Below are 19847 nucleotides of genomic sequence, written 5' to 3' on the forward strand. Positions count from 1 at the left end.
CAAGGTAAAAGGTTATGAGTATTCAAGTAAACGGTATTCAAAAACGGTTTGGCAACTTTGTTGCTCTGAATAATGTCTCCCTGGATTTCCCCCCTGGAGAGCTGGTGGCACTGCTGGGGCCTTCCGGCTGCGGGAAAACCACACTGCTGCGCATCATCGCTGGCCTGGAGCAGTCCGACTCGGGTACTGTGGTGCTGGAGGGGGAGGATGCCTCTGGTGCTCACGTGCGTGAGCGGCAGGTCGGTTTTGTCTTCCAGCACTATGCGTTGTTCAAGCACATGACGGTATTCGATAATGTGGCGTTTGGTATGCGCATGAAGCCCAAGTCCGAGCGGCTTTCCAAGGACCAGATTAAGAAAAAGGTGCATCAGCTTTTGGAGCTGGTACAGCTCGACTGGCTGGCCGACCGGTTTCCCTCACAACTGTCCGGTGGTCAAAGGCAGCGTATTGCCCTGGCCCGTGCCTTGGCGGTAGAACCGCGGGTGTTGTTGCTGGATGAACCTTTTGGAGCCCTGGATGCCAAGGTGCGCAAGGAGTTGCGACGCTGGTTGAGGCGCTTGCACGATGAACTGCATATCACCTCGATATTCGTGACTCATGACCAGGAAGAGGCTTTGGAAGTAGCCGATAAAGTTGTGCTGATGAATGAGGGACGGGTAGAGCAGGTGGGATCTCCAGAGGAAGTCTATAATAATCCCCAAACGCCGTTTGTTTATGGCTTTTTGGGATCAGTGAATTTATTTCACGGACGCCTCGAAGATCAGCACGTGTACATTGGCGAGGATCGGGTACACCATGGTGAACCGGGAGATATTCCCGCAGGCGCTCAGGTATATGCCTTTGCCCGTCCGCACGAGTTGGAGATTGCGACGGACCCATTCGATCTGACCGGTATCCCGGCGCGTGTCAGTCGAATTTTGTCCCTGGGTAGTCAGTCCCGTATTGAACTCGATGGCCAGAAGGGGGCGAAGGGGCGTTACTATGAAGTGGAACTGCCGCGCCAGCGAGCCGAAGAGCTTGCGTTGCGGGAGGGCCAGGACGTCCGGCTCAAACCGACCCGACTGCGGCTGTTCGAGCAAACGCCCTCTGTGCAGGAAAAGCCGTTATGAACTTCCAACAACTGAGAATCGTTCGGGAAACCGTACGTCGAAACTTTAATCTCACCGATGTGGCTGCCAACCTGTACACCTCCCAGTCCGGGGTGTCCAAGCACATTCGCGACCTCGAAGAGGAGCTGGGGCTGGAGCTCTATGTCCGCAAGGGCAAGCGCTTGCTGGGGTTGACCGAGCCGGGTAAGGAACTGGTGAAGGTGGTTGAGCGCTTGTTGCTTGAGGCAGAGAATATTCGGAACCTTTCCGAGCAGTACACTGGGCGCGATGTCGGCCAGTTGACGCTGGCTACGACACATACCCAGGCACGTTACTCGCTGCCGCCGGTGGTCACCGCTTTCAAGCAACAGTACCCCAAGGTCAAGCTGCGACTTCACCAAGGCAGCCCGGGTGAGATTTTGCGTATGCTTAGAGAGGGGGAGGCGGATATTGGTGTGGCCACGGAAGCCCTCAGTAACGTGTCGGACCTGGTCACCTTTCCTTACTACCGCTGGCACCACGGTGTCATAGTCCCCGAGGGACACCCGTTAAGCGAATTGCCCGCACTGACTTTGGAGGCGATCGCAGAGTACCCCGTGATCACTTACCACGAAGGCTTTACGGGGCGGGACAAAGTGGACAGGGCCTTCAGCGAAGCGGGGCTTACCCCGGACATCGCGATGTCCGCCCTGGACGCGGATGTGATCAAGTCCTACGTCGAACTGGGGCAAGGCGTGGGGATTATCGCGTCCATGGCCTTCAACCCGGAACGTGAGCCGGGCCTGCGCCTGTTGGACGCCTCGGCATTATTCGAGGAGAATACCACCAGTCTGGCGGTTCGGCGCGGCCACCTTTTGCGCCAGTATGCCATCGACTTTCTGCGCTACTGCTCACCGGAGCTGACGGCCGAAGCCGTCAACGACAAATTGTTGATCTCTGGCAAATAGAACGCTGTATATGGTCTTCGTAGCGCTGGCTGTCCAAATAATATTAACAGGCCCTGGGGCCTGGGTTTGCTGGTGGGAGAACGAAGCGTTTGGATTGGGTAAACATAGTGCAATTCTTGGCCCTGGGGGCTGTAACCGGGCTTGTCGCGGGTTTGTTCGGCATTGGCGGCGGTGGCTTGATGGTGCCGGTGCTGATGCTGCTGTTTACCGCCGCTGACCTGGGCGGGGAGCACCGGGTTCATCTCGCGCTTGGGACCTCCATGGCGGCCATTGTGCCCACAGCGCTGGCGAGCCTGCGCGTTCACCATCGGCACGGCGCGGTGCTCTGGCCCGTTGTGGCACGCATGGCCCCTGGTGTGTTGATGGGCACGTTTGTGGCGACTTTTGTGGCCGCGTCGCTGCCTCCGGAGCCGCTGGCCGTTATTTTTTCCGTTTTCATGGCTTATGTTTCCCTGCAAATGATCGTCAATCGCAAGCCGGTACCCAGTCGGCAATTGCCGGGCACCGGTGGGCTGGTGTTGGCAGGATCGGGAATCGGGGGCCTCTCTGCACTGGTGGCCATCGGTGGCGGGTCTCTGACCGTGCCGTTTCTTTCCTGGTGTAATGTGCGCCTGCCGGTCGCCATCGGCACGTCCGCGGCGGTGGGCCTGCCCATTGCGGTGGCCGGTGCGCTCGGCTACATGCTGAATGGTTGGGGGACGGACGGTTTGCCAGCGCATACGCTGGGGTTTGTGTACTGGCCGGCGGCGTTATCGATCGTATGTTTCAGTGCGTTGACGGCACCGCTCGGGGCGCGTCTGGCGCACCGTTTGCCAGTGACCTGGCTGAAACGTTTGTTCGCGTTGATGTTAATGGCGCTGTCGATTGAAATGCTTCGCACCGTGTTTTGACGATAAAGGGCGAGGCGCAATAAGAGGGTTAGCGCGGGCTTCGATAGGCCGGGTCCTGAGGGGGAATGATGTCGCCGTCCTCATCCAGTTCCGGAAACGGCAAATTGAATCGCTCACAGTATCGGACCATTTTCGGGTGCATCCAGCGGAACAGCGTGTCTTTTACTTCTGGGTTGTTTTCATCCAGTGATTGATCATACCGGCCGACCCGGATTCGCTGGTGCATGGCTTCTTGCAAAATAATAGCCGCCGCCACGCTCACATTGTAGCTTTCCACCATTCCAATAATGGGAATGGTCAGGTGCTCATCCGCGTGTTCGGCTGCGTAATCGCTCAGCCCCTCTTTTTCCGCTCCCATCACCAGCGCAAACGGTTGCGTGAAATCCGCTTCGCGGTAGTGGATGGCGCGGTCTGACCAGTGGGCGGCGTAGAGTTTGAGCCCTTTCTGCCGCAGCGCCTGCATCCCTGTTTGAATATCCGGGTGAACCACGGTTCCGGTAAAACGCCCGCTGCCGCCAGCGGTATGGTGATAAACGAGTCGGCCCCGGTGAGGTTGCACCATGTGAATAGTCGGCATACCCACGGCATCGGCGGTGCGCAACATGGCGGAGATATTTTGTGCCTTGTGGACCTGATCGGTCAGCAACGTCATATCGGTCTGACGTTGACGCAGCACTTGCTTGAATTTTTCGTAGCGTTCGCGGGACATATCAAGGAGCGGTTCTTAAAAGGCGGCGATTATAGCACTGTCGGGGCAGCCGCTATTGAACGTATACGGATCAATCATATACTGATACTTTTATAGCATCCACGCCAAAGGCCACTGTTGAGCCGTAGGCCGTGTTGGTAGGCTTTCCGGGGTAAGCGCTGGCGGCGGTCAGGTAGAAGAAAAACAACGGGTCGGGTGTCGACTATGAAGCCCATGTTCGAAAAAATTTTACCGAGGCCGGATTGCTCATGGCGGTTCTGGCTGTATGAGACGGATGAAGTTGAGTTCGAGTGGCATCACCATCCCGAATATGAAATCGCGTTGATACTGAATAGCAAGGGTCACCGCTACGTGGGCGACAGTGTTGAGGCGTACGACGGGGCTGACATGGCTCTTATAGGGCCAGATCTGCCGCATAGTTGGTGCTCGCAGCCGGTACACTCAGGTGGGTCGGTACAAACCTATGTGGCTCAGTTACCGGCGCCGTGGTTGCATTCAATGATGTCACAGGCCCCGGAGCTGGAAGGGTTGAGAGCGCTGATGCAGGAGTCTGAGCGGGGCATCCTGTTTAGCCGTTCTGTCACTCAGAAAGCGGCACGCATTTTTGCTGCTCTGGCGACGGCTTCGCCTCTGGAGCGTTTTATTGGGCTGTTGCAGATTCTGACATTGCAGGCGGGTGATAAAAATGCTCGAACGCTGGCCAGCGCCGGGTATACCTTTACCGCCCAACGTGACAGTTATTGCGAACGGATCGATCGCGTTGTGGGTTATATCTACGAAAATTATTGTCAGCCCCTGCGGGCCGATGAACTCGCCGACCTGGCGAATATGAGCACTAACCATTTCCACCGCTTCTTTAAGCAGCGCACCGAACAAACCTTCACGGAGCTGGTCAATCAATTGCGGATCGGCAAAGCGTGTTCGCTGCTGATCAACTCGGATCAGCCCATCTCAGCCATCAGTGATTTATGCGGCTTTAACAACCTGTCCAACTTCAATCGTCGGTTTCGTTACCTGAAGAATATGACGCCATCGCAATTCCGTGCCCGCCTTCGTCAAACCAAGCTCTAATGTGAACGAGTAAACAGAATGGACCAGGTGAGCGGAAAAGTACCGACTTTTGCGAGAAAAGTGCACCATTCCTGACAAGGTCCTTTCAAACTGATTTTTCTGATGAATCAGTGCCGGACTGGTTTTCGGCGATTGTTAACCGAACAGGTGATGTTATGAAACAAGTGTTGTTAATGGCCGGGAGTGGCCTGCTCTCCCTGTTGCTGGCTGTCAAATCCTACGCCTATGACTGTACGACGATTCCCGCCTATCAGGACGGCGCATCGTTCTTGGCCGGTGACTGGGTATCTAATGGCGGTGTTGTTTACCGCTGCGAGGTGGGGGGCTGGTGCTCTATTGGCGGGCCTTATGCGCCGGGCAGTGGCTGGGCCTGGGAGGAAGCCTGGGAGGCTCTGGGCAGTTGTGATGGGTCCGGTTCCAGTTCTTCCAGCTCCAGTTCGTCGAGCTCTTCTAGCTCCTCTTCCAGCAGTCCGTCGCCAGGTAACACGCCGATTGAACAGCACGGCCAGTTGCATGTGTGTGGTAACGGTCTGTGTGATACCCACAATAATCCGGTGCAACTGCGTGGTATGAGCACTCACGGGCTGCAATGGTATGGTTGGGGGGACTGCATTACCGACAATTCTCTCGATGCGCTGGCTTACGATTGGCAGGCCGATATTCTGCGGGTATCGCTGTATGTTCAGGAAGGGGGCTACGAGACCGATCCAGCTGGCTACACGGCGCAGGTCAGTCAAATTATTGATGAAGTCACCGAGCGTGGGATGTACGTACTGGTAGATTGGCATCAGCTCACCCCGGGCGACCCCAATGCCAACCTCAGTAACGCCCAACAGTTCTTTTCTGACATTGTGCAGGCACATGGTCACCAAACGAACATCATTTACGATGTGGCCAATGAGCCCAATAACGTCAGTTGGGATGATATTCAGAGCTACGCGATGCAAATTATTCCAGTGATTCGCCAGCACGCGCCAGACGCTGTGGTCCTGGTCGGTACGCATGGCTGGGCATCATTGGGGGTGTCTGACGGTGATTCGGCGCAGGATATTTTTGATAACCCGGTCACGATCAGCAACATCATGTATACCTTCCATTTCTATGCGGCATCTCATGGACAGGTTTATCGCGATGAGCTGCAATCGGCACTCGATGGTGGAATGCCGGTGTTTGTCACTGAGTGGGGATCGCAAACTTATACTGGGGATGGTGCCAATGATTTCGTCAGTACCCAGGCGTATATTGATTTAATGGATCAATATCAAATTAGCTGGACCAGTTGGAATTACTCCGATGATTTCAGAAGCGGTGCGGTATGGAACACAGGCACATGCAGCTTGGACAGCTGGGGTGTCGACAATCTGAAGGAGGCGGGTCTCTGGGTGAGGGATAAGATCCTCAATCCCTGAGAGGACCACCGCTTGACTTTACTGTGAGTTAATCCCCCGGCCCCTTCATGATTGTACCGACTATGAAGGGGCTTTTATTTCACCGCGAAGCACATCCACCAGCGCCGCAATGTGGTCGTCCCGGTCATTCAGGGCTGGAATGTAATGATAAGTCTCGCCACCGGCTTCCATAAAATACGCCCGATTCTCGACTTCCAGCTCCTCCAGAGTTTCCAGGCAGTCGGCGCTGAACGCCGGAGAGAGGATGGCGATATGCTTTGCGCCTTCGCCAGGTAACCGCTTGAGGGTGTCGTCGGTGTAGGGTTTTAGCCATTCTTCCCGGCCGAAACGGGATTGAAAGGTGGTCAGGCAGCGCTCTTGATCAAGGCCGAGTTTTTCGCGCACCAATCTGGTGGTTTTCCGGCACAAACAATAGTAAGGGTCGCCGTTGTCCAGGTAGCGCTTGGGCATGCCATGGTAGGAAAACAGAATCCGGTCGGGCTGCCCGTGAGCGTTGATGTGGTCTTGCACGCTTTGGGCGAGCGCGCTGATGTACAGCGGGTTGTCCACGTAACCGTTGATAAAACTCACGCTGGGTACCCAGCGCCAGGATTTTAATTCATCGGCCAGGGCGTCGAAGGTGGAACCTGTGGTCGGGGCGGCGTACTGCGGGTACAGCGGCAGGACGACAATACGGCGAATCCCCAGGGCCTGGAATTCCCGCAGAGCGCTGGCGATGGAAGGGTTGCCGTAGCGCATGCCGAGCTTGACCACCGCTTGCTCACCCAGGGCCCGCTGCACGGCGTCGCACTGGCTTTTGCTGATGCGCAACAGCGGAGAGCCTTCGTCGGTCCACACCGACGCATAGGCCTCGGCGGATTTACGGGGCCGCACACGCAGGATAATGCCGTGCAAAATTAGCTTCCAGAGCAGGCGGGGCAATTCGATGACGCGGGGGTCGGATAAGAATTCCGCCAGGTAGCGCCGCAACGCGGATGTCGTTGGAGCATCCGGGGTGCCGAGGTTGGTGAGAAGCACGCCGGTCTTGTGGGTTTCCGCTCGTGTTTCTGCATCGGGTCGATGGAAGCGTGTCTCGACGTCGTCGATGGCGGCCCGGTAGCCGTGAGTCATGGGTACTCCTGAAAAACGATGGTGCCAGTAAAGCTGTTCAACATACCCCGTCAATACGCAGAAATCCACTGCATAGATGCCTGATCCAGCCGATCCTGTTCACCGTATTTGGGTAAGAGTGAGAGAGGTATTGACCGTGTTTAGAGACAGGCATTCAAAATTCCCGGTGTGGGCACGACAAACCGGTGGACGCGAGGGGCGAAAGGAGACGACGGCGACGCTGTACTATGATGGCCGCAGCGCCTTGTGTCGTCGGGAGATGGCTCTTCTTTCCCGCTTTAAATCGGAAGGCCTGCTGTTATTGGATGTTCACCGTCAGTGGGACTTATCGCCGGCTCGTCGAGAAGCGATGTTGCGGCAGCTGCATTTGCGATTGCCGGGGGGGCAGTGGCTGACGGGCGTAGAGGCGAATGTCGCGGCCTGGAGCTTTACTCGGTTTGGGCGCTACTTGGCTCCCCTCCGCTGGCGTGGGGTGGCGCCGTTAGTGGATCAGTTGTACCGCCGCTGGGCCGAGCGGCGCTTTAATAAAGTCTACGCTCACGGAAAATTTGTATCACACCTGCCTGATGCCCAGAATGATCCCTGATGCCGAAACTAACCCCCGGGAACGCCATTTTAAAATGACGTTCCCGAAGATTGGGCGCTGGTGGAAAGTGCGCTATTTGGCCGGAGAAACTTTCAGAACAGCACCGTTGCGATCATCGGTGAGCAGGTAGAGGTTGCCGTCTGGCCCCTGCTCGATATCTCGCAACCGTTTCCCGATACTGTCGGCAAACAACCGCTCTTCATGCACGACTTTCTCGCCTTCCAGCTCCAGGCGCGATACCAGCTGGAATTTAAGGGCGGTGACTAACAGGTTGCCTTTCCACTGCGGAAATTGATCACCGGTATAGAAAATCATGCCAGCGTTGGCAATTGAGGGGTCCCAGTAATGCACGGGCTGCTCCATCCCTTCTTTTTCCGTGCCTTCTCCGATCTCTCCACCCCCGTACTGTTCGCCGTAGGTGATGATCGGCCAGCCGTAGTTGTGGTCCGCCCGGGTGATGTTGATCTCATCGCCGCCTTGAGGACCGTGTTCACCCGTCCACAGCTCGCGGGTTTCCGGGTGCAGCGCAGCACCTTGGACGTTGCGATGGCCGTAGGACCAGATTTCCGGCAGAGCGCCATCGCGATTCACAAACGGATTATCTTCGGGAACGCTGCCGTCCGGATTGATGCGCGCCACCGAACCGATGTGACTGTCGAGTTTTTGTGGGTAGTTGTCTTCGAAGTCCTGCTGACGGTCGCCCATGGTAATGAACAGGGTGCCGTCATCGCGGAACACCAGTCGGGAGCCAAAGTGACCATTACTGCGCACTTTGGGTTGCTGGCTGAAAATTACCTCCACCTCTCGCAGCTCGTCGAGGTGCTCGGCGAGCAGTTTGCCACGGGCGACCGCCGTACTGGTGCCGCCAGAGCCGGGTTCGGAGAAACTGAAATAGACCCACCGGTTTTCGCTAAAATCCGGATCGATATTGACGTCTAACAGGCCACCCTGGCCACGGCTGACGATTTCCGGCAAGCCCTTGAGCGGGGCGCTTTTCGTGCCGTCGGCGCTGACAATGCGCATATCACCGGAACGTTCGGTCACCAGCATATCGCCGTTGGGTAAAAAGGTCATGCCCCAGGGGTTGCTGAGTCCGTCGGTGATGGTCGTGACGGAAAGCTTGGCTTTCTCGGAATCGACGGTGATGGCGTCAGCGGCCAGCGGCGATGCCGCGGTAAAACTGAGTGCAGCGCAGGTCAGCAGTGGTGATAGCCGTTTTAGTAGTGCGGCCATGACAGGTCTCCTTTCGCTTCGACGGTGTAAGGTGAGTGGTGGTCCGGTATAGATGCTGGTTTTAATACGTAACTTTTAATACGTAAGGCCGAGGCGGTTGAATCATTGGGTGGTTGGGTGGCCAATGGTAGCGTTATGCTCGACCTCCATAGCCTACCACAGCCAGTGTGAAGAAAAGTCAGGGTTGGTTAAGGCTCCCGCCGAAGCGAGAGCTTGGTCAGGGAGAGCGGTTTTTACCGCTTGAGAGCCATTAACGCGAAGTAAGCGGGTTTGGGCTGCAACTCCCTGTCGAACAGCAGCGGGTAGTTGGTACGCCCGCGTACCGGAAAGTCATTTTTCCACGACTCGCCATCGTGGGTTCCCCAAAAGGTGACGCGGTCGATCTTGTCGCGATGTTTCAGGAACAGGCGGAATAATTGCACGTAGCGTTCCGTCAGGCGTTCTTGAATATCGGTGGGAAGCGCGTCGGCGTAGGGGTTCAGCTGGTCGGAATATTCAAAGTCGGTGGAGATCTCCGCGCCAGTAAACTCCCAGGCCACCGGCAACACATCCACCTCCAGTTCTGTGCAGTGAATGCGCATCCCTTGGGCCGCGTAGGCTTCGATACTGGCCTCAAATTCCTGCAAATCGGGATAATCGAGGCCGACATGGCTTTGCAGGCCGACGCCGTGGATAGGTACGCCACGCCGTTTGTAATCCTTTAGCACATCGACCAGGAAGGCGCGCTTGCCGGGGTTGTGCATATTGTAGTCGTTATAAATCAAGTGGGCGGAAGGGTCGAGTTCGTGGGCCAGCCGGAAGGCATGTTCCACATAATCGGCGTTGCCCATGGTGTTGAACCAGGCACTTTTGCGCCAGCCTTTATCTTCGTCAATGGCTTCGTTCACCACATCCCAGGTCTGGATCTTGCCTTTATAGCGGCCCATGAGGGTGCGAATGTGCGTCTCCATGCGCTGGATCAACTCATCCCGGTCGATGGGGCTGCCATCGGTATGCACAAAAAAGTCATCCGGCACTTGTGAGTGCCACACCAGCGCATGGCCGACGATGTGCATATCGTGTTGAGTACCAAAGTTTACGAAGCGGTCGGCCAGGCCCCAGTCCCACTGGCCCTGCCGGGGCTGTACCAGTGCTGATTTCATGCAGTTTTCCGCAGTAATGGCGTTGAAATCGCGGGCGATCAGGGTTTTCAGGTGCTGGTTGTCGTTGGCCAGGGTGTCATTACTGATGGCGGTGCCGACCAGGAAGTCATCGCCGTAGGCGCTGGCAAGCCCGGTGCGTTCGGCCGCCGAGTGAATGGCGCAGGCCTTGAGGTTGGCAAGAGCGGCCAGGGAGGCGCTGCCCATCAGAAACTGGCGGCGGGAAATAGAAGTCATAGCGTCAGCCTTTATGTTTATGGTCAAAGCCCGGAGCGCCGGGCGGTTACGGGAACCATATGCCTTATGTTCAGGTTGACCATTAAAGCACGAATGAGCGTTCTGGGGAAGGTGGCGCAAAGTGAACCTTCCTGATTCTGTTAAACTATTGGTACCCGTGGTACCCGTGGTACCCGTGGTGCACGGGCAGGCGCCCGTCAATTTCGTTACCCAACAGGTCAGTCTTATGAGCCTTCGCGTTGCTTTTCTGTTGTTCGCTTTCGCTACTACCCTGGTGATAACAGGCTGCCAAGGCATGAGTAGGGAAAATCCCGACCCGGCGCACAATGCCCGTAATGCGCTCGACTGGGCGGGGATCTACCGGGGTGTCCTGCCCTGTGCGGATTGCGAAGGCATTGAAACCGTTGTCGTTCTGAACAGCGATGGCCACTACCAGCTGCACGAGAAATACCGGGGTGAGGACAAGACCGTTTTCTCAAGGGAAGGTGCGTTCACCTGGGGTGAAGCAGGCACGGTGATTACCCTGGAAGGGGACCAGGCCGTGCAGCTGTTTGTGGGAGAGAACCACCTCGTCCGGCTGGCCAGTGATGGTTCGCGCATCACCGGGGCTCTGGCCGGGCATTACACGCTGGCCAAAACCACTGACAGCCTTGTTGAAAAATACTGGAAATTGGTGGAACTGAACGGGCGCCCTGTACCCAGCTTGAAGCGTGAACCTTATATGATTCTCAAGGCGGATGAAAACCGTGTGAATGGCTTCGGTGGCTGCAATGGGTTTGGAGGTGTCTACGAACTTGACGAAGCGACTTCTCGCATTAGTTTCAAACAGATTATGTCAACACTGATGGCCTGTGCAGAGGGCATGGAGGTTGAACAGCGTTTCCATGAAGCCCTGAAAAGTGCCGACAGCTATTCATTCGATGGCAATCACCTGACTTTGAATCGTGCGCGCATGGCACCATTAGCACGTTTTAAGGTCGTGTACCTTTATTGATTTTCTGGCCGCACTCTTTATATCGAAAGCAGTCGACGACGTGATCATTGACCATGCCCGTGGCCTGCATAAAAGCATAGCAGATGGTGGACCCTACAAAATTAAAACCGCGCTGCTTTAATGCTTTACTCATTGCATCGGACTCCGCTGTGCTGGCGGGTATGTCACTCAATTGACGCCAACGGTTCTGCCGTGGGGCGCCCCTGGTAAATTGCCACAAAAATTCACTGAAGTCGTCGCCGGCCTTTTCCATGGCCAGCAGGGCTTTGGCGTTGCGCACCGCACTGGCCACTTTCAAACGGTTGCGGATGATGCCGGGATTTTGCAGCAGCTTTTGCTGGCGTGCTTCGGTGTAGCGGGCGACTTTCTCCGGTATAAACCCATCGAACGCCTCACGGTAAGCCTCGCGTTTGCGCAGTACGGTAATCCAGGAGAGTCCGGCCTGAGCGCCTTCCAGGATGAGAAATTCAAACAATCGGTTGCGGTCGTACAGTGGCACGCCCCATTCATTGTCATGGTAAGCCTGGTAGAGCGGATCATCGCCGCACCACGCGCAGCGTTTGGGGGAAGAAGGCATGGGGCAAAAACTCCCTGGTGGTTCAACGAAAAGGGTCCGTAGACTGACAGGTGCGCAGAGAAGGCATCTACACTACACTAGGTTATAAAACCCGCTCTGACTATAGCCGTGAAGGGCCATTATGCTCACGTTTTATCCGGAAATTAAACCCTATCAACGCCACCAGGTGCCCGTGCCCGGTGGCCATGAGCTCTATGTGGATGAGTCCGGCAATCCGGATGGCATACCGGTGCTGTTCGTCCACGGCGGCCCCGGTGGCGGCTGTGGCAAGTATGACCGGCGTTATTTTGACCCGGAACTCTATCGCATTATCCTGTTCGACCAGCGTGGCTCGGGGCGGTCCACCCCTCACGCCAGCCTGGAGAATAACACCACACCGGACCTGGTGGCGGATATGGAGGTGATTCGCGCTCGGTTGGGGGTGGAAAAGTGGGCGCTATTTGGTGGCTCCTGGGGTTCAACGCTCAGCCTGGTGTATGCCGAAACCTATCCCGAGCGTGTGTTGGGGTTAATTCTGCGCGGTATTTTTTTGTGCCGTCCCAAAGACCTGCAATGGTTCTATCAGGGCGGCGCGGCGCAGGTTTTCCCGGATTACTGGCAGGATTTCCTGCAACCGATTGCCGAAGCGGACCGGGGCGATCTGATTCACGCCTACTATCGCCTGCTGACGGGTGACAACGATTTACTGAAAATGGGGGCGGCCAAAGCCTGGTCGCTTTGGGAGGGCCGTTGCGCGACCCTGCGCCCCAATCACGACGTGGTGGAGTCGTTTGCCAAACCCCATAAGGCGCTCTCCTTAGCGTGTATTGAAGCGCACTACTTCGTGAACCACGCGTTTCTGGAACCAGACCAAATCGTGAATCGTGCGCACCGGCTGTCTGGCCTTCCCGGTACGATTATTCATGGCCGTTACGATATGGTGTGCCCACTGGATAACGCGTTCGCTTTGCAGAAGGCGTGGCCGGAGGCGGAATTGCAAATCGTGCGCGAAGCCGGACACTCGTCGTCCGAACCGGGCATAGTGGATGCGTTGGTTCGGGCCACGGATGCGCTGGCGCGTCGGCTTCGCCACGATGAAGACCATCTGGCGTAACGGTACGGGATTTCGAATGAAGGGTAGTATTCTGTGAAAGGTTTGATTCAACGTGTGCGTCACGCCAGTGTGGACGTGGATAACCAGCGGGTGGGACAGATTGATCAAGGGCTGCTGTTATTGCTGGGGGTAGAGCGGAACGATACCCACGCCCAGGCCGACGCCTTGCTGAAGAAGGTGCTTGGCTACCGCGTTTTCGCGGATGAGGCGGGCAAGATGAATCTCAACGTGCAGCAGGCCGGAGGCGGTTTGCTGGTGGTCTCCCAGTTTACGTTGGCAGCCGACACGCGCAAGGGGTTGCGACCCGGTTTCTCGGAAGCCGGATCACCCGAGTGGGCGGAGACGCTTTACGATTACTTTGTGGAGCGTGCCCGCGCTTTGCATGATCCGGTGGCCACCGGCATTTTTGCGGCGGATATGCAGGTCAGTTTGCAGAACGACGGGCCAGTGACGTTTTTGTTGCAGGCCGGGTGAGCGCCTATTTACTGACCAGTGAGTACTTCCTCTTCATCGGAGGCTTTAGCTGTAAAGCACAACTTCCGATACCGATGTGGCGATATCGTAATCTATATCTCCAAGCGCATCAAAGTGAGCCTTCCCACATATAATTTTCAAGTTTTCTTCCATGCGACGTTTATCACTGTCGTGAGTAGTCTTGGTTTCGCGGATCAAATATACCTTTTGATCCTCCTGAAGGACTATCGCCCAGTCGGGGTTATAGTCACCCACCGGCGTGGGGATAGTGAACCAGCGGGGCAGCTTACAGAAGAATTTGACATTGTCGGCGCCGTCCAACGCATGGGCGGTTTGACGCTCAATATGCGAGTCACACTCGATATAGTCATAGGGCGTTTGCACCCTATCGCCGCCGTGTCCATATTGCACCTTGTAAGCTCGGTCCAGGTAAGTTTCCAGCTCGGGCTCGTCGAACAGCTCCATTCGATAGTTCTCCCCCGCCAACTTCTCGTAGCGGATACCATCCACCAGCAATTCATCCAAAGCCTTATGGATTTGCTTGCTGGCCTCGGTGATAAAGCCTTGGGGATTGGCCTTGAAATCACTCAGGCGGCCACACCGTTTAATAATGGTCAACAGAGTGCCGCGGGTTAGCTGCGTACGTGTCTGCAAGGTGCCCAGCAGGTCCGGCAAATGTTGATGCGAGCCTATATAACGTTCCTTCGGAGTCTGGATCTGACGGTCACTGCCGAATCCAGCGTCGGTCAGCTTTGCCTGAGTCAACCCCACCGTCAGGCTAACGGGTTTGATGGCAGGCATGAACTGGAGCTTATGGCTCGCCAGGTCGACCAGCTCCTTCGTACTAAAGCGAATAGCGTAGCGAGTTTTCTGACTGATTTTCTCCCACAGCGCCTGAAAATCAGGGTTCAGCTCCACTCGTTTGTTATAGCTTACTGAGGCGCGTTTTCGCGCATTCTGAACACGCCCTTCGAACATAAAGCTGCGCAGCTTGTCGATGATCTCGTGCTCCAGATGCTGATACTCGGGCGGAACCTGCAACTGGAAATGCAAGTCCTCCGGCTGGAACTTTTCGGTAATATCACCCTTGGCCGTCAAATAGCCCTCGGCTTTGAGCGCCTGCCACAAGTGACGCGAGCGCTCCTGACCCAAGGTCTCCGGTTCTCCTTCGGGCCCCTCTTCGCTCTCCGCAATCACCAACGGTGCGAAGGAGATTGCCGGTACGCGGCCGAACTTGAACCCTCCGCCAATGTCTTTTTCCATATCAGTCTGCAACTCTTTGGCGTACTGCTCGAAAGATTCACTGGCAATGACAGTTAGGCGGTTAACTTGTGGGCTGTAAACCCGGTCGCCATTGGCATCCACGGCCAGACGCAAGCCGCGCCCTAACGTTTGCCGGCGTTCCTTCTCGCTGCCGAACTCGCGCAGCGAGCAAATCTGAAAGACATTGGGGTTATCCCAGCCTTCCTTCAGCGCAGAGTGGCTGAAGATAAAGCGTAGCGGCTCGCTGTCGTCCAGCAGTCGCTCCTTGTTCTTCATAATCAACTCGTAGACTTCGGCATCCGTTGCCGTAGTGCCGCTGGTATCCTTCAACTCCACGACCTTTCCACGCTTTTTCAGCTCTGCAAAATAACCGTCATGCACCTGGCTCACATTCCGCTTCGGCAGGTCTTTAAACTGCGGCATTTGCGCCACTTCACGGTAAGCTTCTTCAAACCATTGAGCAAGCTTACCATTCTGGCGATTGCCCTGTTCATCGTAATACCGGTAATTAGCCACCTTATCCACAAAGAACAGCGACAGCACTTTTACGGGCATGGCTTGTTTGTGCAGGTTGCGCTCTTTTTTAAAGTGTTCCTCTACGGTCTGGCGAATCTGCTCTTTGAGCACATGGTCGTGAATGCCGTCTTTCTCCTGCTCCGGCTCCAGCACCACATTGTTGGCAAAACGCACATACTCCGAGCCCGGCTCGGCGTAAATTTCATCTACCACGTAGCCTTCGTAGCCCGAGCGATTGGTGTGGTCCGTAAGATCAGTGCCCTGCTTTAGCTTGACTGACTTCTCCCGAGTGCCATTGGGCGTATCTTCAAAAATAACCACCGTTGCGGAGGGTGTCTTTGCCTTGCCCTGGTAGCCAATTTTACTCAGCTTTAGGTAAGACTCATTGATATTGCTCTCGGACTCAATAGACGCCACCGCAATCTGCTTGACCAGCTTCATATCGTAAGCTTTGACCGGCCCAAGCTGGTAGACCACATTGTAGGGGTTGCGGTGGGTTGCAGAGTATCGTAGAGCGAACAGCGGCTGCAGGTGGTTAATAGCGCGCTTGGCCTTGGCCGTGTTATCCACAGACTGCGGCTCATCAATAATCAGTACAGGGCGCACGTCCTGGATAAACTCAATGGGTTTAACCCCGGACATCCGATCCTGTTCGCGGTGAATGACTGAAAGCTTTTTGATCTGCTCCGGCGTGAGGTTATCGTAGCTTTCTACGTCCCCAGCGTCGCGCTGAAAAGCCTGAATGTTAATCACCATGATTTGCAAGGTATTGGCGGTGGCAAACTGACGCACCTTGGACAAATCCTTGGCGCTGTACACATAGTGATCAAACGGCACCTTGTCGTACAGACCCTGAAAGTGGTCCTTCATCATCGCCAGCGAAGATAGCACGCCTTCGCGAATGGCCACCGAGGGCACCACAATAATAAACTTTCTCAGCCCCAAGCGCTTGTGTAACTCAAAAATGCTGCGTAAGTACACGTAGGTTTTACCCGTACCCGTTTCCATCTCCACGGAGAAGTTGGGAAAGGGGTAGATATCATCGTCCTCGAACAGACGGGCAGATTTTTCAATATGGTTTTGCTCCTGCACTTTGTGCAGGTTATCCAACACTTTCTCCGCGTCCAATGTGAGGGTATTGGCGATACCAAGCCGGCGATAAGGTTCGCCCGCGGTGGAAAGGCCCTCAAAGATGGATAGGGTGGACTCGAGGGCATCCTGCTGATAATCCAGGCTGGGGTTAAATTTCAATTTCATACCGGCAGCGCCCTAAACGGTTTTAAAGTCGATTTGATCGATTTTTTCTTTGCCCTGGTTGTGGGCTTCGAAGGTTTTGACCGCGTTGGTTTTAAGTTGGTCGTTGCCGTGAAAGGCCTTGTCCAGGCAGATAAACTGGCCGGGGGCTTTCTTCAAAACCGCATCAATCAGGGCCTGGTCGATAGTGTCTTCAAGGTGGACCAGAAGGACTCCATCGGCGACGGAGAACAGGGAGTGACCAGCCAGTTCAATGGTTTCAATGCGCTCGGAAGGCAATACCCCGGCCTTGATCAGCAGCTCGTACAATAGGTCTTCTTGAGTGGCATTGGGATCGATGTGGTCGACATTGAGCTCCATCTGCTGGAGGAGCTCTTCCTCGGAGATATCTTTGGCGGGCGCTTGCCAGAGCTTGAAGTTGCTTTGGTTGAGCTTTAACACCTTGAACCCGATGTCCAACTCCTCCTGCCCATTAAAGTCGAGCTGTCCTTCACTTTCCTCCCGAACCTTATTGCCTGCGCGGCGAATTCTTTCCTTAGCGATATCTGAGATTGTGGAGAGCCCCATCTTTTCAGCCTCACTACCGTCTTCGCAAGGTTCCGGCAATTGAACCAACAAAAATCTGGTTTGGAAACCTGAAAGATTTTCTCGGTAAACCGCCTCCGCTAAAGAGCCAGATCCTGAAAAAAAGTCCAATACGATCCCAGGATTGGACGATAGCTTTAACAGCGTTTGCAAAAGCTTAACGGGTTTCGGAGTTTCAAAAGCAGCGATGCCATCAAAAAGCTCCTTTATTTTATTCTTTGCCGCCTCTGTCGTTCCAACATCTTCGGCGAAAAATATACTTTCAGGAGTCAACCCTCTCTCCTTTGCCTCAAGGAAGGTTTTGACTCTAGGAACACCATTTCCGTCCTTTCCAAACCAAATGCGATTATCCTCAATGGCTTGATTCATTGCTTTTTCAGTATATAGCCAGCATCTACCGCTCTCTAGCTTATGCACTTTTCCGTTGGGCGCGGTCAAGTCATAAAATTGACTTTTAGTACCGTGCCCAGCCTGAGCAGTGGCCGGGTCAGATTTCCAGAGTCCGCGGGGATCGTTATCCGGATTTTTGTAGTTCGCCAGAGCCTTCTCGTTCATCGGAAGCTGAGATATTGGACGGTCACTTTCCCATGCGTTGCGTGAATAACAGAGAATATAGTCATGTCGTGTCGAGACAATCTTCCGATTCTCTCGGTTTGTTCTTTTCTCCCATATAAATTGAGCAATAAAATTCTCCTCCCCAAAAATCTCATCACACATCCGCCGAAGGTTCTCTACCTCATTATCATCGATTGAGATAAAGATCACGCCATCCTCCCGCAAGAGATTGCGGGCCAGGTAGAGGCGCGGATACATCATATTGAGCCACTTGGTGTGAAAGCGGCCCTCGTTGGCGGTGTTGGTGGAGAAGGTTCGGCCTTCGTTATCCTTCAGGCCCGCGTACTGCAAGTAGGTATCCAGGCTTTCGCTGAAGTTATCCGGGTAGATAAACTCCTTGCCGGTGTTGTAGGGCGGGTCGATGTAGATCATCTTGACCTTGCCGTAGTAGCTCTTTTGCAGGAGCTTGAGCACCTCCAAGTTGTCGCCTTCAATAAACAGGTTTTCGGTGGTGTCGAAGTCCACCGACTCCTCCCGGCAGGGCTTGAGGGTGGCACGGGAAGGCTCCTGAATTAGTCGGAGGCAATCGCGTTTTCCCGGCCAGTCCATGCCGTAGCGTTCGCGCCGGTTGTCATAGACCTCGCTTACGCTGCCCAGCTCGGCTTTCAGGCGCTCAAAGTCTATGGTTTCCACCAGCTCGCCTTTGTCGTTGCGCGTCTCGGTAAAGGCTCCGGGAAACAGCTGCTTGAGCTCCTTTTTGCGCTGCTCGGCAATATTCAGAGATTCGCCGTTCATTTGGGTCGTGTTGTCTTTGCTCATAAAAGGTTGTGGTCCGCAGTAAATCGTATTCTGTTATCAGCTTCGGTAAGGCTGAGCTTTGGCAGCGAAGATGGTGAGCTGTAGCTCTTCTCCCACCATTTGGTACTCGGGCCTCAGGCCCGACAGGGCGAGGGATTCGTTGAGGATCACCGGCACACCTTCGCCACGCTTGTCCATTACGTGAGAGCGATTGATAGCCCCGTGCTCAAAAGGGCAACGCGCCAGCAGGCTGGTAATCACCTGGTTGCGGGAGGCCTGCCGATCGGACAGTTCGTCCACCTCCATGGTATTCACGAGTGCCCCCGGCGAGCAGAGTACCAGCCTATCCGCGAACATATGCAGGCGGATATGCGCACCATAGATATCGTAATCCCGGTGGGCCACTGCGTTGACCAGCGCTTCGAACACCGCTGTAAGGCTGTATTGAGGTACGTCTTCCCGGCCGAGGAGCTTACGGGCCGCTACGCGCTGATTCTTTTCCACGAACGCAAGAGCCCCAGCCACTTGCTGGTCCAAAGGACCAGCAAAATCCATGGCATCGAGCTGCTCGTCCGAATCCCGCTCCTCCCCTCCATAGCAGACGGCCTGAATGTAAGCGTTGGGTAACCATTGAGATGGGTTAGGAGTGCCCAGTAACACGCCGGAGACGCTTAGCTTTTCTACGTCATCATCGTCTTTGACTAACATACGCAACTTGCGTAATTGCGTATGCTCCGGCTGAGCGGCTTCGCGCAGAAACTTGCGATAAAGCGTTGGGTCCAGATCATCCGCTTGTGTGCCAGGCACAGGCCGCTCGTCTAGCCAGATCATACGGGCTTGGCTGCGCTGCATCATCAATCGGGCCAAGTAGTCTTGGCGCATGGGCTGGCAAGATTCAGCCACCCGGTGCAGATAGCGGCCCTGGCTGCTGTGTACAAACAGGCTTTTGTCAATGGTTACATGAACGATGTTTTTCGGCTCGCCATGTGCGTCGGGCAGCTCCAACAGCTGGGTGGCAATCGGAAGTGGTGGCTCGACGGTATCGCTAGCGGCCGCCTTGAGGCGCTGCTGTACTGCATCCAGCATATCCGTGGGAATGCCGAAGACTGATCGAGTTTTGTCGTCCACACCCAGCACCAGGTAGCCGCCTTTCTGGTTGGCAAAGGCGGCCATTTCGTCGGCCAGTTCTTTCTGGGAGGGGCCCTTGATTTTGCTACCCTTAATTTCCACCCGCTTAAACTCGTAACGGGAGTCCTCGCCCAGACGAACTTGATAGAGCAGCTCTTTGAGCAATTTTTCTCTGTTCATGGGGGTAGCTC

Annotated in this window: 17 protein-coding genes; 9 read left to right on the top strand and 8 right to left on the bottom strand. The window is 55.3% G+C overall.

The genetic code is table 11. The features are described 5' to 3' along the window. Positions 1-14: 14 nt before the first annotated feature. From ACQCLF_RS07485 to ACQCLF_RS07495, 3 genes are all read left to right on the top strand, one after another. Positions 15-1109, top strand: a complete 1095-nt coding sequence (locus tag ACQCLF_RS07485) for a sulfate/molybdate ABC transporter ATP-binding protein (protein ID WP_426985839.1) — start codon at positions 15-17, stop codon at positions 1107-1109. After that, positions 1106-2035: a CysB family HTH-type transcriptional regulator gene (locus ACQCLF_RS07490; RefSeq protein WP_426985841.1), complete on the top strand. Its 930-nt coding sequence runs from the start codon at positions 1106-1108 to the stop codon at positions 2033-2035. Before ACQCLF_RS07485 ends, ACQCLF_RS07490 begins: the two co-directional genes overlap by 4 nt. A gap of 107 nt (positions 2036-2142) precedes the next feature. Beyond that, on the top strand, positions 2143-2925 hold the full coding sequence (locus ACQCLF_RS07495) for a sulfite exporter TauE/SafE family protein (protein ID WP_426985843.1): 783 nt from the start codon (positions 2143-2145) through the stop codon (positions 2923-2925). A gap of 28 nt (positions 2926-2953) precedes the next feature. Here the strand turns inward: ACQCLF_RS07495 and ACQCLF_RS07500 are convergent, their stop codons facing one another. Then, the gene (locus ACQCLF_RS07500) at positions 2954-3634 is read right to left on the bottom strand and encodes a TrmH family RNA methyltransferase (protein ID WP_426985845.1); all 681 of its coding nucleotides are present in this window, start codon (positions 3632-3634) and stop codon (positions 2954-2956) included. Between the two features lie 204 nt (positions 3635-3838). On the opposite strand from ACQCLF_RS07500, the gene ACQCLF_RS07505 reads away from it, so the two are divergent. Continuing rightward, positions 3839-4705 (top strand): AraC family transcriptional regulator, encoded by an 867-nt coding sequence (locus ACQCLF_RS07505; protein ID WP_426985847.1) that lies wholly within the window; start codon positions 3839-3841, stop codon positions 4703-4705. A 155-nt stretch (positions 4706-4860) separates the two neighbouring features. After that, positions 4861-6114, top strand: coding sequence for a glycoside hydrolase family 5 protein (locus ACQCLF_RS07510; RefSeq protein ID WP_426985849.1), 1254 nt, complete (start codon positions 4861-4863; stop codon positions 6112-6114). A 60-nt stretch (positions 6115-6174) separates the two neighbouring features. Here the strand turns inward: ACQCLF_RS07510 and hemH are convergent, their stop codons facing one another. Continuing rightward, a complete protein-coding gene (hemH, locus tag ACQCLF_RS07515; RefSeq protein WP_426985851.1) occupies positions 6175-7224 on the bottom strand; it encodes a ferrochelatase in 1050 nt (349 codons plus the stop codon). A gap of 136 nt (positions 7225-7360) precedes the next feature. Between hemH and ACQCLF_RS07520 the strand changes: the two genes are divergently transcribed. Beyond that, the gene (locus ACQCLF_RS07520) at positions 7361-7810 is read left to right on the top strand and encodes a thiol-disulfide oxidoreductase DCC family protein (protein WP_426985853.1); all 450 of its coding nucleotides are present in this window, start codon (positions 7361-7363) and stop codon (positions 7808-7810) included. A 72-nt stretch (positions 7811-7882) separates the two neighbouring features. Here ACQCLF_RS07520 and ACQCLF_RS07525 read toward each other — a convergent pair whose 3' ends face one another. Then, on the bottom strand, positions 7883-9043 hold the full coding sequence (locus ACQCLF_RS07525; RefSeq protein ID WP_426985855.1) for a PQQ-dependent sugar dehydrogenase: 1161 nt from the start codon (positions 9041-9043) through the stop codon (positions 7883-7885). Between the two features lie 233 nt (positions 9044-9276). Further along, positions 9277-10419, bottom strand: a complete 1143-nt coding sequence (locus tag ACQCLF_RS07530) for an endo-1,4-beta-xylanase (protein WP_426985857.1) — start codon at positions 10417-10419, stop codon at positions 9277-9279. A gap of 121 nt (positions 10420-10540) precedes the next feature. Between ACQCLF_RS07530 and ACQCLF_RS07535 the strand changes: the two genes are divergently transcribed. Then, positions 10541-11413, top strand: a complete 873-nt coding sequence (locus tag ACQCLF_RS07535) for a copper resistance protein NlpE N-terminal domain-containing protein (protein ID WP_426985859.1) — start codon at positions 10541-10543, stop codon at positions 11411-11413. Here the strand turns inward: ACQCLF_RS07535 and ACQCLF_RS07540 are convergent. Beyond that, positions 11391-11990, bottom strand: coding sequence for a DNA-3-methyladenine glycosylase I (locus ACQCLF_RS07540; protein ID WP_426985861.1), 600 nt, complete (start codon positions 11988-11990; stop codon positions 11391-11393). The two genes, ACQCLF_RS07535 and ACQCLF_RS07540, sit on opposite strands and share 23 nt — an antisense overlap. Before the next feature lie 121 nt (positions 11991-12111). On the opposite strand from ACQCLF_RS07540, the gene pip reads away from it, so the two are divergent. Beyond that, positions 12112-13083, top strand: coding sequence for a prolyl aminopeptidase (gene pip / locus ACQCLF_RS07545; protein ID WP_426985863.1), 972 nt, complete (start codon positions 12112-12114; stop codon positions 13081-13083). Positions 13084-13116: 33 nt separating this feature from the next. Beyond that, complete coding sequence (dtd, locus tag ACQCLF_RS07550; protein ID WP_426985865.1) at positions 13117-13557, top strand: D-aminoacyl-tRNA deacylase; 441 nt, start codon at positions 13117-13119, stop codon at positions 13555-13557. A gap of 45 nt (positions 13558-13602) precedes the next feature. Here the strand turns inward: dtd and ACQCLF_RS07555 are convergent, their stop codons facing one another. The 3 genes from ACQCLF_RS07555 to ACQCLF_RS07565 are packed head-to-tail and all read right to left on the bottom strand — an operon-like array spanning position 13603 to position 19836. Further along, positions 13603-16593: a DEAD/DEAH box helicase family protein gene (locus ACQCLF_RS07555; RefSeq protein ID WP_426985867.1), complete on the bottom strand. Its 2991-nt coding sequence runs from the start codon at positions 16591-16593 to the stop codon at positions 13603-13605. Between the two features lie 12 nt (positions 16594-16605). Further along, positions 16606-18549 carry a site-specific DNA-methyltransferase gene (locus ACQCLF_RS07560; protein WP_426985869.1) on the bottom strand — a complete coding sequence of 648 codons (1944 nt, stop codon included), beginning with the start codon at positions 18547-18549 and terminating at the stop codon, positions 16606-16608. Positions 18550-18585: 36 nt separating this feature from the next. Next, positions 18586-19836, bottom strand: coding sequence for an ATP-binding protein (locus ACQCLF_RS07565; RefSeq protein WP_426985871.1), 1251 nt, complete (start codon positions 19834-19836; stop codon positions 18586-18588). Positions 19837-19847 lie beyond the last annotated feature (11 nt).

The sequence above is a fragment of the Marinimicrobium sp. ARAG 43.8 genome (assembly GCF_050113635.1).
Lineage (GTDB): Bacteria > Pseudomonadota > Gammaproteobacteria > Pseudomonadales > Cellvibrionaceae > Marinimicrobium.

Coding starts and splice junctions, on each gene's coding strand:
- ACQCLF_RS07505 (WP_426985847.1), top strand. CDS start 3,839: ATGAAGCCCATGTTCGAAAAAATTTTACCGAGGCCGGATTGCTCATGG.
- ACQCLF_RS07500 (WP_426985845.1), bottom strand. CDS start 3,634: ATGTCCCGCGAACGCTACGAAAAATTCAAGCAAGTGCTGCGTCAACGT.
- ACQCLF_RS07490 (WP_426985841.1), top strand. CDS start 1,106: ATGAACTTCCAACAACTGAGAATCGTTCGGGAAACCGTACGTCGAAAC.
- hemH (WP_426985851.1), bottom strand. CDS start 7,224: ATGACTCACGGCTACCGGGCCGCCATCGACGACGTCGAGACACGCTTC.
- ACQCLF_RS07485 (WP_426985839.1), top strand. CDS start 15: ATGAGTATTCAAGTAAACGGTATTCAAAAACGGTTTGGCAACTTTGTT.
- ACQCLF_RS07560 (WP_426985869.1), bottom strand. CDS start 18,549: ATGAGCAAAGACAACACGACCCAAATGAACGGCGAATCTCTGAATATT.
- ACQCLF_RS07540 (WP_426985861.1), bottom strand. CDS start 11,990: ATGCCTTCTTCCCCCAAACGCTGCGCGTGGTGCGGCGATGATCCGCTC.
- ACQCLF_RS07565 (WP_426985871.1), bottom strand. CDS start 19,836: ATGAACAGAGAAAAATTGCTCAAAGAGCTGCTCTATCAAGTTCGTCTG.
- pip (WP_426985863.1), top strand. CDS start 12,112: ATGCTCACGTTTTATCCGGAAATTAAACCCTATCAACGCCACCAGGTG.
- ACQCLF_RS07525 (WP_426985855.1), bottom strand. CDS start 9,043: ATGGCCGCACTACTAAAACGGCTATCACCACTGCTGACCTGCGCTGCA.
- ACQCLF_RS07530 (WP_426985857.1), bottom strand. CDS start 10,419: ATGACTTCTATTTCCCGCCGCCAGTTTCTGATGGGCAGCGCCTCCCTG.
- ACQCLF_RS07510 (WP_426985849.1), top strand. CDS start 4,861: ATGAAACAAGTGTTGTTAATGGCCGGGAGTGGCCTGCTCTCCCTGTTG.
- ACQCLF_RS07555 (WP_426985867.1), bottom strand. CDS start 16,593: ATGAAATTGAAATTTAACCCCAGCCTGGATTATCAGCAGGATGCCCTC.